At 57.1% G+C, this 17133-nt stretch carries 10 protein-coding genes and 1 pseudogene; 3 read left to right on the top strand and 8 right to left on the bottom strand.

All coding sequences use genetic code 11. The features are described from left to right. Positions 1 to 137: 137 nt before the first annotated feature. Both ACNJYA_RS08130 and ACNJYA_RS08125 read right to left on the bottom strand, forming a co-directional pair. A complete protein-coding gene (locus ACNJYA_RS08130; RefSeq protein WP_439402417.1) occupies positions 138 to 446 on the bottom strand; it encodes a hypothetical protein in 309 nt (102 codons plus the stop codon). 844 nt (positions 447 to 1290) lie between these two features. Then, on the bottom strand, positions 1291 to 1878 hold the full coding sequence (locus tag ACNJYA_RS08125) for a hypothetical protein (protein WP_439402416.1): 588 nt from the start codon (positions 1876 to 1878) through the stop codon (positions 1291 to 1293). A 1325-nt stretch (positions 1879 to 3203) separates the two neighbouring features. Here ACNJYA_RS08125 and ACNJYA_RS08120 point away from each other — a divergent pair. Next, positions 3204 to 4550, top strand: a complete 1347-nt coding sequence (locus tag ACNJYA_RS08120) for an MFS transporter (RefSeq protein ID WP_439402415.1) — start codon at positions 3204 to 3206, stop codon at positions 4548 to 4550. A 1838-nt stretch (positions 4551 to 6388) separates the two neighbouring features. Here ACNJYA_RS08120 and ACNJYA_RS08115 read toward each other — a convergent pair. Continuing rightward, positions 6389 to 7630 (bottom strand): cytochrome P450, encoded by a 1242-nt coding sequence (locus tag ACNJYA_RS08115; RefSeq protein WP_439402413.1) that lies wholly within the window; start codon positions 7628 to 7630, stop codon positions 6389 to 6391. A 367-nt stretch (positions 7631 to 7997) separates the two neighbouring features. Between ACNJYA_RS08115 and ACNJYA_RS08110 the strand changes: the two are divergent. Together ACNJYA_RS08110 and ACNJYA_RS08105 are read left to right on the top strand one after the other, a co-directional pair. Then, positions 7998 to 8203 (top strand): annotated as a pseudogene (locus ACNJYA_RS08110) (IS5/IS1182 family transposase); the annotation flags it as partial. A gap of 440 nt (positions 8204 to 8643) precedes the next feature. Then, the gene (locus ACNJYA_RS08105) at positions 8644 to 9444 is read left to right on the top strand and encodes a glycoside hydrolase family 12 protein (RefSeq protein WP_439402412.1); all 801 of its coding nucleotides are present in this window, start codon (positions 8644 to 8646) and stop codon (positions 9442 to 9444) included. A 711-nt stretch (positions 9445 to 10155) separates the two neighbouring features. Here the strand turns inward: ACNJYA_RS08105 and ACNJYA_RS08100 are convergent. The 5 genes from ACNJYA_RS08100 to ACNJYA_RS08080 form a co-directional block, all read right to left on the bottom strand. Next, the gene (locus ACNJYA_RS08100) at positions 10156 to 11037 is read right to left on the bottom strand and encodes a pantoate--beta-alanine ligase (RefSeq protein ID WP_439402411.1); all 882 of its coding nucleotides are present in this window, start codon (positions 11035 to 11037) and stop codon (positions 10156 to 10158) included. Between the two features lie 206 nt (positions 11038 to 11243). Next, entirely contained in the window at positions 11244 to 12725 is a 1482-nt protein-coding gene (locus ACNJYA_RS08095) for a pentapeptide repeat-containing protein (RefSeq protein ID WP_439402410.1), read from the bottom strand. Between the two features lie 870 nt (positions 12726 to 13595). Next, positions 13596 to 15317, bottom strand: a complete 1722-nt coding sequence (locus ACNJYA_RS08090; RefSeq protein ID WP_439402409.1) for a dipeptide ABC transporter ATP-binding protein — start codon at positions 15315 to 15317, stop codon at positions 13596 to 13598. After that, complete coding sequence (locus tag ACNJYA_RS08085; RefSeq protein ID WP_439402408.1) at positions 15318 to 16181, bottom strand: ABC transporter permease; 864 nt, start codon at positions 16179 to 16181, stop codon at positions 15318 to 15320. After that, positions 16178 to 17131 carry an ABC transporter permease gene (locus ACNJYA_RS08080; protein ID WP_439402407.1) on the bottom strand — a complete coding sequence of 318 codons (954 nt, stop codon included), beginning with the start codon at positions 17129 to 17131 and terminating at the stop codon, positions 16178 to 16180. Before ACNJYA_RS08080 ends, ACNJYA_RS08085 begins: the two co-directional genes overlap by 4 nt. Positions 17132 to 17133 lie beyond the last annotated feature (2 nt).

Below are 17133 nucleotides of genomic sequence, written 5' to 3'. Positions count from 1 at the left end.
TCCATCCCCCGAATAAAAGATCGTTCCACTAATAACAGCTCGATCTCTTATCGATCTCTTAGCCCGGACGGAGCTCGCTTCAAGGCCGATTGTGCGCGCCATTGCGACCGAGCTGGGACGCGCTCGATGCACGATTTCTAAATTCCGCAGCGGGATCTCTCCTGGGCAACCGAGACCGTGGCGAGCCCCAACATCACGTCGCCGGTGAATCCGAAGTGGAGACGATAGAGCCACCAGATTGCGCAGCACCGGTCGAGATCGTACATGGCGAGCGCGCGCCTTGTTGCTGCGACCATCCGCGCCATCGGCTTCATTCCGCGTGTCATCTGGAAACCTCGACGTCTCGGGGCCAGCGCTCTGCATTTGATGACTTTGAGGGCGGTGATGGCTCGCTGTCCGGCGCGTGCACCTGCAATGGATTGGGAGCTGAGATTGATGTTCGCCATGGCGTTCTTTTCCGCGTTTCGAAGCTGTTTGCGCACACCTATGTGCATGCGCTCTTTGCCGTGATCCTAAGGCGAAGGTCCTGCTTGCAAAACGCCCAGATCTGGTAGTGCCAATTGGCCGGACTGCCGACCGAAAATACGCTCACGCGATCCTACCGCTGCGCGCAGCCACTTGCGACAGTCGTTGCGGCTACGCGACCTTTGCTGCCATCTCCTTGAAAATACCTCGCGCGTCCGCCAAGGCAATCTAGGCTCGCATCGCCAGAGCCTACGCCGTTTCCGAGTAACCCCTTCCAGGTCACCGGTTTTGCTACCCAACTTGCGCGGACCCAGCCGACATCGAGTGCTGGCTTGCGGCCGAGCCCGGTCTGACCGTGCAATTCCCGGTCGCCTCGCGAAGCAACGCTCCGAACAGTTCGGCCTGCACGACACCATCCTGCAAAGTTTGTTGGGATCGCTCAGAAGCAAAGCAGCCGAGACGATTATGCCCGGCGGCTAAAGCTGCGGCGCTGGCCACGTGGAATGGGCATTCCGCGCGTCTCCAGTAACTTCCGATCCTGCGCGGCATGCTGCCATCCCGGACTGGCCGATAGTCGGAGCTACATCGATCAAGCGAAAGTAACATCCTCAGATGATGCAATACCGGAGCAATATGGCAGGGTGGGGTTGACAGGCCGGCGTCACGAGACGAAACGGCCAGGATGACCGTTCATCTCCTGGGCTGCCAGTGGGCCCGGGGATGCGTACCCACTGGCGGCGCGATTAATCCACTATTGGGCGGCGAATGTCGCTCCAGCTAAGGACAACCGAAGTGATCGCAGCCCTCCAGCCCCGCGCGATCGGTTCACAGCCGGGTTGGCTCCCGTGTAAGCCTAACGAACCCTCCTTCGGTTAATTCGGCTTTGTAGGCCCGTCCGTTGAGTAGGATTGTGGTGGAGTTATCTGCGGTCGGCATGAAACCTTCTTGGCGCAGCTTGTCCATTAGGGCAGGTGTCGCCCATTGCTGTGGTAGCGGCGTTCCGAAGCGCCGGTTCTCCGAGAAGAACGCTCCGAAGTCAGGTACCCCCGCCCGGCCGGCCCCAACCACTTGGTCCTCCGCAGGGTTAAGAACAAGACGAACACGATTGGACTCATCTAAACCGGCCGTGTAGCGGTGACCTAGGATTTCATAAGTCATCGTCCGCTGGTCCGCGTCCGGCAAGAGACCATGGTGGAATAGCCTCTGAACCATCGCGTCGGGGGCGATTTGCGAACCGTGTGAAAACCTCTGTGGAACGGCGAATGAGACATCTACCGCTTCCTCAGGTGCGGCAGATGATGATGGTTCAGCTTCATTCATGATCTGACTGAACAAATCACGATCTTCCTGTGTCCAGACGTGCGCCGTAGGCGATTCTGGTGAACGGGCATTATCGATCGGGTTCGGATCCATAAAGCTCTCCTTCCTGTTATGAGAACAACGGCCTCTTGAAGATCTTCCCCAGGGAATGAGCTGGGTTCGTCACGAATTCAGAGATGGGTAGCTGCGTCATCGAGAGGCCAAGTTCAGACGCTAAAGATGCTGGCTTTCGAGAAGCTGACAAAGGTCGAAGAAGGAGATAAACCCGCGGCCGCATCTGCCACGTCGGATGCGATATCTCCGAGCCAAGTCTCATTCCGCTTGGCCTCGCAATCGAGGCGCGCGTCTGCGTCGTGCATTGCGTTCATTTGGCCGTAAAGCCGGTTATGAGGTCCATGTGATGCGGACCGCGGCCAGACCCAGTCTTGCACCGAACATGTCTATTTCGCCCGCTGCCCGCGACCAGTCGTTCTGGCTGCCGTCGCGCCTATGCTCGCGGCCGCTAACCAGAATGGCCGGATAGCCGCGCCAGCGCGAGAACAGACGAGAGCGAGACCTACGTGAGATTCCGGTAAGCGCGGAGTGAAGTGTTCACCTGATGAGATGAAGAACGAAGTCGCCCAGACGCAAGGCAGCCGACGATCATCCCGCGTACGGCTAAAGGTACAGCGGCGCGGGTGATCCCGGGACTGCGCCTGCCGCTGCTGTGATGGGCATTCCGCGAGGTCCCCATTGCCTCCGATCTGCGCCCCATGATGCAACCTCAGCCCGGCAGTCCGAAGCTACAACGGTCAAGCGGAAGGTTACATCCTCAGGTCAGGCAATACGACCCGCCAACTTTGTCGCGGCTTCTATTCACGCTCTGCGTCATGCAGATGGCGCTCGTGTCAGGGTGTTGGAAAGAGAATTCGCTCGAGTCCTGAATAAGGCGACCCGGCCGCGACGCAAAGGTGGAGCACCGATGACTGGTGGATCTTGTCCGCCGCGCGAGCGACCGCCGCAGGCGCGCTGAGCGGCGGCGAGCGCCTTGACGACGAAGGGCGTGGCTCGCTGACTGCTTCAGGAGCGAAAGCAACCCGGAATCGGCTGAAATTGCGCGGACACCGCCAATCGTGTTCGGTGTCCTCCAATTTGTCGCAAACTCCCCACAGCAGCGCAATGTCTGCGGTGCCCGACAACCGCAGCAGGTTTTCATATTTGTCTTGCCGGCACGGCTAGCGATCAGACCAAGGGTGAAGTGGGCCACGAAAGGCGGGCATTTTTATTGCAGACGTTACCATGAGGTTCGTCGTTGCACGCTTCAGCCTACACGTGGACAGGCGATAGCTGTGAAGACGAGCTCGGGCAAGTGGAATGCAACTTTGCGGGTCTGGTCGAAATGTTCGGGCTAGGCATCGCGCTCCAGATTAGGTCGAGGAATGGCGAGGCAATTTACTCGAGAGAGGCCGGATCCCCTCCTCGGTCCGGCAGACGGACGCTTGACACGCCGCGCGGTGTTGGGCGCGACCATCGGCAATATTTTCGAATTCTACGACTTCGGGACCTACAGCTTTTTCGCAATACAGATCGGTCAGGCGTTCTTCCCGGCAACTGACCAGTTCGCCAGCCTCATGCTGTCACTCGGAACTTTCGGCGCGGGTTTTGTGACCAGGCCGATCGGGGCCGTCGTGCTCGGCTCGTATTCGGATCGGGCTGGCCGCCGTCCCGCGATGACCGCCAGCTTTGCCATGATGAGCGCCGCCGTCCTGCTATTGGCCAGCACGCCATCGTACGAGACAATAGGACTCGCCGCTCCGTCACTAGCCATCGTCGCGCGTTTGCTGCAAGGCTTTGCTCTCGGAGGTGAGGTCGGTCCGACGACGGCCTACTTGATGGAAGCAGCCCCCATCAAAGCCCGGGGGCTTGCTGTCTCTTTTCAGCCCGCGAGCCAACAGTTAGCTGCGACGGCCGGAGCGTTGGTTGGAGAGATACTCTCGCTCACCATGACAAGCGAGGCGCTCAATGCGTACGGATGGCGGATCGCGCTGTTGCTCGGCGCCGCTACGTTGCCGTTTGGACTTTGGTTGCGGAGCGCCCTGCCCGAAACGCTGCACTGCCCCGAGGCGCCGGTTCCGGTCACCCAGCCTGTGGGGCGTTCGCCTCCCGATGGCCGCATCATGAGCTTGGGATTCATCATCTTGGCCAGCTGCACGATCACTACTTATGTTACAGGATATATGACCACTTACGCGTTGAACACCCTCCGCGTTTCCGCGCCTATTGCATTTGGTACTACGCTCATCAGCAACACGGTGGGGATTGCCGCAGCACTGTTGGGTGGCCTGCTCGCCGACCGCGCAGGCCGTCGACGTATCATGATATGGCCGCAGGTCACTGCATTGCTCATGACCTATCCGGTATTCTTGTGGATTGCAGAGAGCCGCAGTGCCTTCGCACTTCTAGGAGGTCTCGGCGTCCTCACTCTGATCGGAACGATTCCGTATAGCGCCTTCTACGTGAGCATGGCCGAAGGTTTGCCCAGGCACATTCGTGGTGGCGCCTTCGCGACGATTTACGCTTTTGCAATAGCGATTTTTGGGGGCACCGCTCAACCGATCGTCACCTGGCTCATCCACCTTACCGGGAGTGCACTCGTGCCCGCCTGGTACATGCTTTTCGCGGGCGCGGCCGCGCTCTGTGCCATGCTTATGATGCCGGAGACGGCGCCACTCAATTTAGTGCCCGACCATAGACGAACGTCCGTAACGCCACGACCGCTGCCCTAAGCATACCCGAACAGGTAAGGATGACATCTATGATGTCCGAAATGCGAAACATCCAGGCGGAGGACGGCTATGGGGGCATAGCACAGAAAGCAATCTGTCCTGAAGATCGGAGCAGCCTTACATTGAGCAGGGTTCCTGTCGGAACGCGGCGTCGCCGTCTGAAATGATTTGTTGCCGTTTACCCAATTTTCGCCGATGCGGCAGTTGCGCAATTGGCGGACGTCACCGACTGGCTGTGAGGGAGCCGTCACCCTGATGGTCTAGAGAACAAGAAGGCGCGGCTTGCACCATCTGCCAGCGCAACCGTACGCCATGAGGATGCGACCGCTGTCGGAGCAGCGGCCGCACGAGGCTCGATCCTCATTCTCTGCTTGACATGTTTCCCGTTGTCAGTGTCGGACGCACGAGGGATCGGTCAAGCAAAAAAACAGATCGCAGATACCGTTTAACGGGTCATCCACGCACTCAGGATATGATGTATCGGCTACCGGCGCCGGCTGCGCGGCAACTTTTGCAGCAAAAGGAGGCAGCACCGCCGTTGCAAGCGCGAGGGCGCTCGCGGTCACTAACACAGACTTTTTCATTCGAGACATCGCTTTCCTAGGTTAGCCCCAGCCGCTCTCGACGATCTATATGACGACGCTGCAAGCAGTAAAATTGATTTTCTTGATCAGATCTATCGACTGAATGGATAAGTCCGGGCATCACCGCGAACAGTCGCGAGTGCGCAGCCTGTCTGGGTAGACCGCCTTGCTGACGACTAGCTGATCAAGAGCATTCATCCGGGCGCACAAGAAAGAAAATCTCGCCTTGAGTTGCTCTGCCATCCCAGCTCCTCGTGTTGCTGAACTAGCCGCATCAGTGCCCGTGTGATCAGCTGAGACGTGACGGGGGCCCGATCTGCCCTGTTCGCGAGATAATCCCGCCCCAATGCGGTGCCTCTGTTCACGCGAACTGGGCCAAGTCATCTCCAACGGCCTTCTGGACGGCAATTTTTGGCCGAGCAGAAATGGCCGGCGTATGTCGACCGGCGGCCCTGCGCTCGCAACATGCGTCCCGCTATCAGAAAACAGATTTCGACCTAAGAGCTTACCAATACACTGTTATGGCGAGACGCCGGAGGCCATCGGCAACAACATTCTCGCCGTCCGAACTGAGCAGACTCGACGTTGCGTAGCCTTCCAAACTATCGCCCAGGTCGGTTAAATCACCCTCATAGAAATATAGCAGCAAGCGTACTGAGCACACCGAGCGTCACCTTGATCAGCGAACCGCCTGTCGGCACGGCTCTAAAGAGCAGAAAGGTTAGTTTGGGCTCCACTACCAGAATAGCTCCCACTAGTTCGGGACAATGATCCAGATATTCTTCAGATGCATGTCGCCCAGCGCTTATCGGAAAATAAGGAACAGGCCACCGAAGGATATCAGGAGAAACGTCGGCCACAGGCATTGCCAAATTACTGACGGCCTTCCCAAGGTGCCTTGAGGTAATCACTTCGGGGAACAACAAAATCGCTTCGCCAAGGAGAATCGCTGCAATTCGCCACAATCTTCAGTATCAATTCGTCGGCCCCAACGGCTCCGGCTATCCAAGGCAACCCGAAAAGCCGGCGTCGGAGTTGCCGTTGAGGCCCTTTCGGCATTTCAGGCGTTTGGAAGTCGAGACCCGCGCCTGACATGTCACTTCTCACAGGCACTCCAAACGTCTGCCCGGTTCATGAGTAGCTGGCGATAGCAATTGTTTCGGTCGATCGGACCATCTGCGCAGCTTGAACAAGATAGTTCAGATCAATCCACACCGACCGCGCACCGGCGGTCCGGACTGGCGCGACCAGGGCCTAGGCTTCAATCCGCACGGGGAGCGCGGAATAGCCGTGCACGAAGTTGGATGCAATTCGTTCGGGTTCGCCGACGACCTTGACCTCCAATCTCGCATTCAAAATCTCTTCCCAGAGGACTCTCAACTGCAGTTCCGCAAGATGTCGACCAAGACAGCGATGGATTCCGAATCCGAAAGAGAGGTGCTGCCGCACATTCTTCCGGTCAATTACGAAACTGTTGGCGTTCTCAATGACCTCTTCGTCTCTATTGCCGGAGATGTACCACATGACGACCTTGTCGCCTTTCCGGATCTGTTTCCCGCCTACGATGCTGTCGACCGCGGCAGTGCGGCGCATATGTGCGATTGGCGTCTGGTATCGGATGATCTCGGACACGGCGCTCGAGACCAGCTTGGGACTGTCAGTTAGTTTTCGCAATTCGGAGGGGTACTCGCTCATGAACAGGAGGCCGCCAGTAATCGAGTTGCGCGTCGTATCATTTCCTCCAACGATCAGCAGAATCAGATTCCCGAGAAACTCACTCGGCTCCATATTGCGTGTGGCGGGCGAATGCGCCATCAGGGAAATCAGGTCGAGGCGCGGCTCGCCATTAATGCGCTCGTTCCAAAGGTCTGTGAAATAGTCCAGGCACTCGGACAAGATGGCGCTTCGCTTGTCCCAGCTGTCGATCGCATGGCCTGCTTTCGGAGCTGTAACAGCTACGTCTGACCAATACGTCAGGAGTCGCCGATCCTCAAACGGAAAGTCGAAGAGCGTGGCGAGCATTTGCGTCGTCAACTCTATGGAGACCAAGTCTACCCAATTGAAGGCTTCATTGCGCGGCAAGCCATCGAGAATCGCCCTAACTCGAGAGCGGATCAAGGTTTCGAGTTTCGTCAGGCTTTCCGGTCCGACGATCGGGCTCACGGTATTGCGCTGCTCGGCGTGCTTGGGAGGCCCCATCTTGATGAAACTCTGCATCCAGTGCTCATCAGGCACGTCGACAATTGTGACACCTCGCTCTGATGAGAATGCTTTGTGGCTTGTGTCTACCGCAACGATGTCCCGGTATTTCGTCACGGACCAATATGGACCATGAGCGCTGTTTTGACAGTAGTGAACGGGATCTTCCTTTCGCAGCCGCTCGAAGCAAGCCCATATGCGGTCATCCTGAAAACGCTTGCTCTCACTTACATCCAGCTTGCTGAGCGGGATAACACACGTATCGTCGGCCCTATCATCTTCCAAACGCCTGGACATGATCATCTCTGCAGATTCTGCTCTCGAGAGCTTACGGCCTAGGGGCGCCTCATCGCTTCGAGCTGCCGCGGCGCTTGGCTGCGACGGGCTTCTCGACCAGACTACCTCACAATCAGCTCGCCTGGCCCTACCATGTCGGGCAGTAAAAATTGCATTGACTTTCGGACTGTCTACTCAGTGGAACACTGAGAGCTGCCAGCACTGGCTGGATAAGGGTTGTGCGCGAAAGACAACGTCAAGCGAACAGACACTCACAAGGCTGGCCCTTTTTTTGCCTTTCGCCGCTTCCACGTGCTTCTTTGATCGTCCCCCCTCTTCCCGGCTGCGGGACAAGCCACAACAGTCGGCTTCCATCTGTTCGCGGGTTGTTGGGCTTGGTGCGGACGATCCGGACTGAGACCCATTCGACCTTCCCGAAAACCCGCGAGCTGCTGCTCGAGGCGAGATTGCAGCCAAGTTCCTGCACGCCCTTGGAGCCCAACCGAAGGTCACGCGTCCGCTATCGAGCGATCATTTCTCGGTGGGCGGTACGTTGATTGAGCCTGGTCTCGATCGAAAGCTTCCGGCAGCAGAATGGCAGCGACAAAGGTGAGGATAGACCGGGGCCAAATTCTGAGCGCAAGCTCCATGGAGAAGCGATTCAGCGAGACCATGAGGGCACGATCGATGCTGAGGCATGACTTTACAACAACCGATTTTGCGAGCTCCGGCAAATGAAATGAGAGGTCCCACTCGCAGCTTGACGTTCGCTTTGACTATGTTCGAACGAGGCCGCTCATCTAATGGAACGGTCTCTCTGTCTCAGGCCCGACGGCCCGCATCCGAGACGAAGAACCGTGATCGAGCCCAATTATTCGCCCCGAGCTCGTCAGCTTCTTGAAAGCCAAGCTTCCTAGCATCCCAGCTTAGTCTCTGAGTATCGATGCCGCCTCGGGTTGAACCGGCCACGAAGCTAGGGCACGTGCTCGGCGGGGACACAGGAGACTTGTTTTTGCAACGAACAGGAGACGCTTTTGGAGACCAATCGGATACGTTGTGCCGGCTCGCCCGGGTCCCCCACGGAAAACCTCCAAACACAGGAGCATCGTGACCCATTTATGCAGGCCGTGAATGAAGTCAAAACATCATCTGCTGCCGCCCCAGGATTGGCGAAAGCTCCGATTTGGAAATCTAGCGCTCCATACGGGAGCTTTTCACTCGGCATCTACTCTTGGAACAACGACGTATGGGGGGCGGGCGCTGGGCCTCAGACGATTTCAGTGAACGCCGCAAACCAGTGGGACGTGTGGTCGAACCAGCCTAACACTCCTGGCATCAAGAGCTATCCGCACGAGACTTTCAACATCGGAAGGCCGCTCAGCTCCATAAAGAGTTTGACCTCGAGCTTCGACCAGCAAGTGCCTAATGGCGGCGCTTGGGACACTGCTTATGATATTTGGGACAGCTCAAACGAGCACGAGATCATGCTCTGGACAAACTACACCGGAAATCCGGAAGGTGGCGGCAACGTTAAGCCAATTTCCTATCATTACGCCCCCTCCGGGGCCGCGATCCCGATCTACAGCAATGTCAACGTAGGTGGATCGACCTGGAACGTGTTCGAAGGCTTCAATGGTCACAAAGTCATCTCGCTGCTTCGCACATCGAAGACCAACAGCGGCACGGTGGACATCAAGAGTATCCTAGAATGGATCAAGTCGAAGGGCTACTTTGGCGACATAAGGGTTGGAAGCGTCCAATACGGCGCCGAGATTACGTCGTCACCAGGAGGAATGAACTTCAATTTCAGTAACTGGACGGTCACCTCGAAATGAAAATCGACGGGATGAGGCTCAGCTGCAGTCTGCCATTGAGCCACGGCGACTGACGGACTCCGCTTGCTTCCAATTACTCGTAAAGTTTACCCCGATTGCGGTTCCCTGTTCGATGTCGGTCAGTCGCGATAGTCCGCGCCAGATCACGGTATTTGCTGAAGGCGGATCGTTGGCTTCTGCCAAGTATCCTCCGAGTCGCACGATCTTGACGACATAGTGCGAAAGCGTGATTCGTCGAGAGCAGTCGCCAGTTCGGCCTTTTACCAAAAATCAAAGAGCCTGATTTCGATCTGTCACACTGTTTTGCGGTACAACATTCGGGGAGGAACGATTAAACATTGTCATACGAGAAGCCCGCCAGTTCAAAAATACAGAAGACCGCAATCCGATCGACCAGACTCGCAATTTTGACTTCTCCACCCTGCAGCCCGATTGAGGCCGCTATTGGAAGGCTTCAAAAAGCTGTTGCTGGCGCCTCCAAGGCGCTTGGCGACCGCTTCGATCATATGGAAGGTCAGAATAGGCACGCTTAGGAGCTCACGTCTGCTCACAGACGCCACACCCGATGGCCGATCGCTCATCCCCCGGCAGATGGTGGTCGCTTTGCCGCTTCACTGCCGACGATCAGCTCAGATTCTGTTCGACATGTTGTTTCAATGCCAAGCTAGCGCACTCGTTTTATGAAGATCATGCTATCAAATGACGGCCTGCCTAGGACCGCTCAGGCAGATCGATCCACAGATCCGGAGCACCGTTTTGGAGTGTATCCTGATCTGGAACGTAGATATTATCGAATACCCTCAGGCCATGGGCCGTTGCCGCCCCAATAATTATGAAAGGGAGCTTGACCTGCTCTAGATCTTCGAAGCTGTCGGCGCCGACAATCCTAAGAAAATCGAATTTAAACCGTCGAAATTTTATCTGGGATGTAGCCGACGCTACCAGGTCCTTGACGCTCGACGCTCCTCGGACGATCTCTTCCCTTAAATGGTTGAGTGCCGTGAAGAGGCACGACAGCTCATCAAGCTCGGAACGGCTAAATCGCCTCAAGCGCGACGAAATCGGCACTCCGTTCTTGTATCTCACGGTCGGCACAAACCTTATCTCGCAATCGAGAAGGAGGTCTGCGACGGCGCGCTTCACCAGGATCGCCTGACCGATATCTTTCAGGCCGAAGTAGCTGCGAGTTGGCCGCGCATAGCAGATCCAGCGGACTGCACCGGTTACGGCTTCCTTCAAGCATGCCTCCGGCCCATCTAAACGCAAATGATAGTCACCTTGCGATACAAAGGTTCGATAGCCAGGCGGAAACATTTCAGTGTCGTTCGAGGAAATCACGGCAGTCGCTCCCGAACGTAGGGCGAGTCCAATATCATCGTCCAAATTGAAATCGTAGCTCCCACCTGGTCTAAGCTGGATCTTGTTCGGGTACACTGTGACAATAGCGACATCATTTTCCAAGGCGGCTCTTCTGATCAGTTCTGCATGCCCAAGATGCAGGGCGCCGAGGGTGTGTACCGTGCCAATGGTCTGACCTGTTCTTGCGACCTCCCGGATGAACGCCTTGCCTGCGGAAAGACCTGCCAGATGCATTTTGTTACTCCAGTTTTCTTGAACGCCAAAAGAGTGGAGCGCTTGGATCTCGGTAAGATGCGCGGCCGGGGCATCCCGCGTGAGGCCGCGCAGGCAGACGAGCTCCAAAGAGCTTTAACGCCCGCTTACAGCGCGAACCACCGCACCAAACTGTTCTAAACGCACTGGCACGTTGACTCCCTCTATTCTTGCGGTTCTCAAACGAGTCAGGTTGACCCTTCTCGGCCACGTCTGATCAACGATGAGAATTCAGCCAGATAGTTTGATGACTCGCTCGGCTGCCCCCCCTCCAGAGCCACCTGCAGTCCCCGGCAACGGTCAGCAAAAAACGGTGGCTCGAAAGTGGTTATCTTAGCACCTGAAAAGTTGACCTTCACGAAGCTGGCCTGGAACGGCGATATCCCACTCAGGTTCGCATTGCGTAGGGACGATTGGTTCATGCGAACGTATGCGACGCGTGTTGCCTCCAGGTTGCTATCGGTCATACCCGCGGCGACATATGCCTGAACCAGATTGGCCCCTTCGAGATTTGCATGGTTCAATGCCATTGATGGCGGCGGATCACCAGTGATCATCGACCGGTAGAGGTAAGCCTGGGACAAGTCCGCATGTTCGAGATCGCAGTCGCGTACGAAGGCGCAGCGGCCGCGAAAACCGGTGAGTTTGGCGGCTCGCATTGTGCTCTCTGTTATCGAAATGCTTTCGCCCGATGCCTGAGATAGGTCCGCCCCATCTAGCTGACAGGAATGAATAGATGCACCATTGAGCACAGCACCGCGGAGATTCGCGTCGGACAAGCCTACGGACAGAAGCCGCGCCTCGGTAAGGTCCGCATGTTCCAGCTCCGCGCTCGCGAGATTTGACAGGTGAAGATCAGCGAATGGGGCGCTCAGGGCTCTCGCCCGAATCCGCCCGCTCACCTTTGAGAGTCTCAGATACGGAAGATGAGCACCTTCCAAGAGAAGGCCATCGATGGAGGTGGGACGCACGATCGATAAACATTCTCCCTTTGACTGGAAGAACGAGCAATCCGCCAGATGCGCCTTCGTGATCGTGACTTGGCTCAGCTTTGCAGAGCGAAAAGAAGCGGAAGGAAGGAAGCATTCATTGATAGTTGAACCCTGCAGCTCCGCGCCATCAAATGCAGCATCACTCGCGTCGCACTGATAAAGGAGGAGACCGCTGAGCATCGCGTTGTCAAAGCGTGTTCTTTTCATGCTGCATCCATGAAACAGGCTTCCGGTTGCATCAATTACATTGCGCAGACTGGCGTCATCGAAGTTGCAGACTTGCGCTGCCACCGCGTGCATATAGGCAAAATCAAGCTTGGCCCCGAGGAAACTTGCCCGCTCCAGCCCCGGACAGATAAGGTTCGCCTCAGAAAGATCTGCACGATCCAACTTTGCCCCGTAGAGCTGCGCACGATTGAGAGTACAGCGTCGCATTGGAAAATCTGAGAGGTCGTGATCGCTAAAGTTCTCGGAGGATAGCTGCAAGCCAATCCCGGTCCTTTTGATCGCCTCCTCGGTTCGCCTGCCGACAGCAGCCACTGCGCGCAGCCGATCGGCAGCTCGGCTCCAGTATCGAACGAACTCGCCATCTGATGAAAGCTTGTTCTTCGGATCTGAGCAGTGCTCTGCCCCTTCATTCACGGTGCACTCGCTATCAGCGCCGATCCTATGCGACATGCCGAGGGTTCCGTATTGCCCGGATTTCGGAGGTCCTGTTATTGACCTCTTTGTGCTGGGCCTGCACCCAAGCTATGCGCTTTGTGGTGAACTCGTCTGCGAATTGGCGACACGATGCGTCGATGAGGCTCCTGTTGCGTCGGTGTCCTTCGCAGCCGACGCTTGAACACGTCAGCCGAATTCTAGTCATGCGTCCCCACTGCTACTCGGTGCGCTTGTTCACCAAGCCCGCCAACCTCGATAACGATCCGTTGACAGTGCCCATATAACTGACAGCGCGATTGACTTCGTCAGCTCTGGGAAACTCCACATCACTCTCCTTCAAATCGAATGCGCAAACTAGGTCTTTGCTTCTTTTTCAGAATGGATCCGCGGCTTGCGGGCGGAAAAGTGACCGTTCATGAAGGGCTGCACTTAGCACGGCGTTACCTCATCGGTAGCAACGAGCGTGCCAGCCGCGTCAGTCGAAATTAGCGAGCTGAATAGGGCGTCATAAATTCGAGATTGACGCCGAATGTTTCGAATCTGACAAACACGGTCTTTGTCGGGAACGCTCCATGGCTAGGCCGTCGTGAAGCGAGACCCGAGCTCGTTTGCAGGAGAGCAAGAGCCGCACTCCTTGCAGGCAGGAAATCGACAGCTTGCAACTCCACACGTGCGGATCGCCCGGCCTCTAGCTTAATCAATGTTCGAACTCGGCCGGGCCTGCTCCGTGCGCCGGCCGGTCCCCACTTTAAACCTGGGGTCCACCGATTGTCCCGACGAAGCGATGAGCGAGGGCGCAATTCGCGACCAAATGGCGGGCAAACGCGGTTGCCCCGCGATCGGCGACAGACAATTTTTGAGAAAGGAAGTCGAATTCGAAGACATTCACACGATACCTTCTTCGAGAATCGTAGCTGAATGACCACTGCGTTGAACACGCACAAGGCGCGGCATGGCCGCGATAAGGCTCTTCGTATAATCAGACTGTGGATTACGAAATATCTCTTCAGTGGCCCCGCTATCGACGATTCTCCCGCGACGCATAATGATGACGCGATCGCTGATATGCCGAACGACACCGAGATCATGCGAGATGAAGAGATAACTTACGCCCAGCCGGCCCTTCAGATCGCCCAGCAGATCCAAGACCTGTGCCTGGATTGAGACATCGAGCGCCGAAACCGGTTCATCGCAGACTATTACGGCAGGATTTGGTGCAATCGCACGGGCTATCGCAACGCGCTGGCGCTGGCCGCCGGAGAGCTCGAGCGGCCGTCGGTCCAGCAACGCCTCGGATAGTCCGACCATATCGAGCAGCTCGATAACGCGCTCTCGCCGCTGCCATCTCTCGATGTCGCCCGAAAGACTATCGGATATGATGCGTCCGACCGTCCATCGTGGATCAAACGAACCAAGAGGGTCCTGGTAGATGATCGATATCGAGCGCCGCCGAAGCCGTCGTTCGCGTTCGGCGAGCGTGGTCCAGGGCCGGCCTGCAAACTCAACCGCTCCCTCGTCAGGCACATCGAGCGCCATGACCATGCGCGCCATCGTCGACTTTCCTGATCCGGACTCACCAACGATGCCCAAAGTCTCTCCGGATCGCAGTTCGAAGGAGACGCCGTCCACAGCCGCCCGTAAAGTGCCATCCAGGCCCTCAAAGCGCTTCACCAGACCTGTCGCTTCGAGCAGGATGGAACGAGCTTGCGGCAACGATTGCACGGGTCGCTGCGCTTGCCGGCCAGGCGAACGCAGAACAGTCGATGGTGACAGCCGTGAGCCCCGTGGCCGGCCTGATGGCACAGCATCCAGCAGCTGACGAGTATAGGGGTGTCGCGGATCTTTGAATATCTGGACGGCGGGGCCGCGTTCGACGACCTCGCCTCCTCGCATGACGAGGATCTCGTCCGCCACGCGGGAGACCACTGCCAGATCGTGACTGATCAGGATCAGCGCCTTGCCCCTCGTTTTGGTCTCCTCGAGGAGTGCCAGCACATGAGCTTGCGCCATCACGTCGAGAGCGGTAGTCGGCTCGTCGGCGATAAGGACGCTTGGATCGAGTGCAAGTGCCGCAGCCATGAGAGCTCGTTGGCGCTGGCCGCCCGATAATTGATGCGGCAGCTGCGCGGCCTTGGTTTCGGGCTCAGGGACACCGACGAGCTTAAGGAGAGCAATGACCCGCTGCGCGAGCTCCTCGCGCGATGATACCGCATTGTGGAGGAGTAAGCCTTCAGCAACCTCTTTGCCGATCGGGCGAAGCGGATCAAGCGCGACGAGTGCGTCTTGTAATACAAAGCCGATCTTGTTGCCGCGGATGCGCCGCCAGGCACGATCGTTGAGGCCGATCAGGTCCGTCCCCTCGAAGCTCAGCTGGCGTGCATGAACATCGGCGTGGCGACCAGCGAGCCCTATGAGAGCCCGCGCACTTACACTTTTGCCTGAGCCGGATTCACCTACGATCGCAAGACATTGTCCCGGCCGCAGGGAAAAGGATAGACTGCGCACAGCCGCATTCTGGGCGCTGCCCCGCCCGAAGGAAATGCGCAGCGAATCGACCGTGAGGAGGTCTGCCTGCTGCAAGAGAGGCTGGGGGCGGCCCTGCGACATTCACGTTTTTCCTTCCAGACGGTCCTGTAGATGGCGCCCGACGATGGTGACGCTGAGAGCAAACGCCGTCACCGCCAAACCGGGTATGATCTCCAGCCACCAGGCGTAGATCACATAGTTGCGCCCGGCATTGAGCAGCGCGCCCCATTCAGGCGCCGGGGGAGCGACGCCAAGGCCTAGAAAAGCAAGACCTGAGGCCCATATAATCGCTTGACCTACGCCGATCGTCATCATTGCCGTCAGCGGGTTCATGGCGTTCGGAAGAATATGCCTCCAGACAATACGGGGAAATGGATGACCCATCGCCTTGGCGGCCTCCACATACCCTGTCCCTTTGATGGCAAGCATCTGGCCCCTGATCATGCGCGCATAGCCTGGCGCTGTGCCGATTCCGACAGCTATGACCTCAGTCAATACCGACGGGCCAAAAACAGTCACGAACACAAGGGCGAGCAAGAGCGTGGGAATCGCGAAGAGCACGTCGACAATCCGGCTGAGGATGCTGTCCACTACGCCACCAGAGAGCGCTGCGCCGACGCCGAAAACGATCGCAATGGACATGCTCAGCGCCGTTGCGCCAAATCCGATGGCGAGGGATTGGCCCGTCCCTTCGACTAGTCGAGAGTAAAGATCTCGCCCCAATTGATCAGTTCCGAACCAATGAATGATCGACGGAGACTGCAATGACGATCTCAAATCAATAGCGAGCGGATCGTGCGTCTGCAGTACCTTTGGGGCCAAGGCCGCGAAGGCAAAGAGGCCAATTATGATAAGAGAGACGGTAACCCGGAAGGGAACATGGCGCGTGATGGCCAGGACTTCTTTGAGCGAACGAGATATGGTGACTTCGGCGAACATGCTCATGTCAACTTGATCCTCGGATCGACCAGCCGGTAAGTCAGATCGACGATCAAATTGGCAAGAACGAATACGCCCGCAGAGATCAAAACAGCTCCCGAGACAATCGGAACGTCTCTCGAGGACGTTGCAGCGACGAGGACTCCACCTAGGCCTTGACGGGCGAAAACCACCTCGATCAAAATCGCGCCCGAAAGAAGTTTGCCCAGCGCCCAGCCTGACAAAGTAATCCCGGGCAGTGCGGCGTGGCGCAGGACATGGCGAAGCCTCACGCCAAAATCAGTCATACCTCGGGCCCGCGCGGACGTGACGAAGGGCTGCTCGAGCACGCGCGTGAACTCGTTCTGAACGACTTGTCCGAAAAAGCCCGACAGTTCAAGAGCCAACGCGAGTGTCGGCAGAATGAGCCCGACCGGAGAATTTCCACCGATGACCGGAAGAATGCGCAGCTTTACCGCAAAAACAACCAGCAAAATTGTGGCCAGCCAGTAAGGCGGCACTGTTGCCAAAAAGACTTGCGTGTCATTGAGCAGCTTCGACCATATGTTGTCTCTGCCGGCGATGAACAAGGTTGTCAGGATGGCGATAAACCATGCGATCAACAGCGCGGCAACCGCCAGAATAATCGTAGGCCCGATCTGCTCCGCGATGATCCCTGCGACTGGCCGATGCTGCTGGTAGGATTCACCAAGATCTCCATGCAGGATTCCCAGTATGTATTTTCCGTATTGAACCACAAGCGGCTGATCAAAGCCGTATTTCGCATTGATCGCCGCGAGTTCTGCCAAGGATGCCGGCCCGACGTTGCCGCTTGTCACATTAATGATGATCTGTGCGCGATCGCCAGGCAGCACACACTGAATTAAGAACGCAAACGTTGCCGCAGCCCACACCACCACGACACCGGACAATATCCGGTGCGTGAACCAAACAATGGGATGACGGGCTATCTTCATGG

It is taken from the genome of Bradyrhizobium sp. BLXBL-01, from assembly GCF_051853025.1.
Taxonomy (GTDB): Bacteria; Pseudomonadota; Alphaproteobacteria; order Rhizobiales; family Xanthobacteraceae; genus Bradyrhizobium.
This window is presented reverse-complemented; position numbering and strand designations above follow the sequence as displayed.

Coding starts and splice junctions, on each gene's coding strand:
- ACNJYA_RS08090 (WP_439402409.1), bottom strand. CDS start 15,317: ATGTCGCAGGGCCGCCCCCAGCCTCTCTTGCAGCAGGCAGACCTCCTC.
- ACNJYA_RS08115 (WP_439402413.1), bottom strand. CDS start 7,630: ATGTCCAGGCGTTTGGAAGATGATAGGGCCGACGATACGTGTGTTATC.
- ACNJYA_RS08085 (WP_439402408.1), bottom strand. CDS start 16,181: ATGAGCATGTTCGCCGAAGTCACCATATCTCGTTCGCTCAAAGAAGTC.
- ACNJYA_RS08095 (WP_439402410.1), bottom strand. CDS start 12,725: ATGTCGCATAGGATCGGCGCTGATAGCGAGTGCACCGTGAATGAAGGG.
- ACNJYA_RS08100 (WP_439402411.1), bottom strand. CDS start 11,037: ATGCATCTGGCAGGTCTTTCCGCAGGCAAGGCGTTCATCCGGGAGGTC.
- ACNJYA_RS08120 (WP_439402415.1), top strand. CDS start 3,204: ATGGCGAGGCAATTTACTCGAGAGAGGCCGGATCCCCTCCTCGGTCCG.
- ACNJYA_RS08080 (WP_439402407.1), bottom strand. CDS start 17,131: ATGAAGATAGCCCGTCATCCCATTGTTTGGTTCACGCACCGGATATTG.
- ACNJYA_RS08130 (WP_439402417.1), bottom strand. CDS start 446: ATGGCGAACATCAATCTCAGCTCCCAATCCATTGCAGGTGCACGCGCC.
- ACNJYA_RS08125 (WP_439402416.1), bottom strand. CDS start 1,878: ATGGATCCGAACCCGATCGATAATGCCCGTTCACCAGAATCGCCTACG.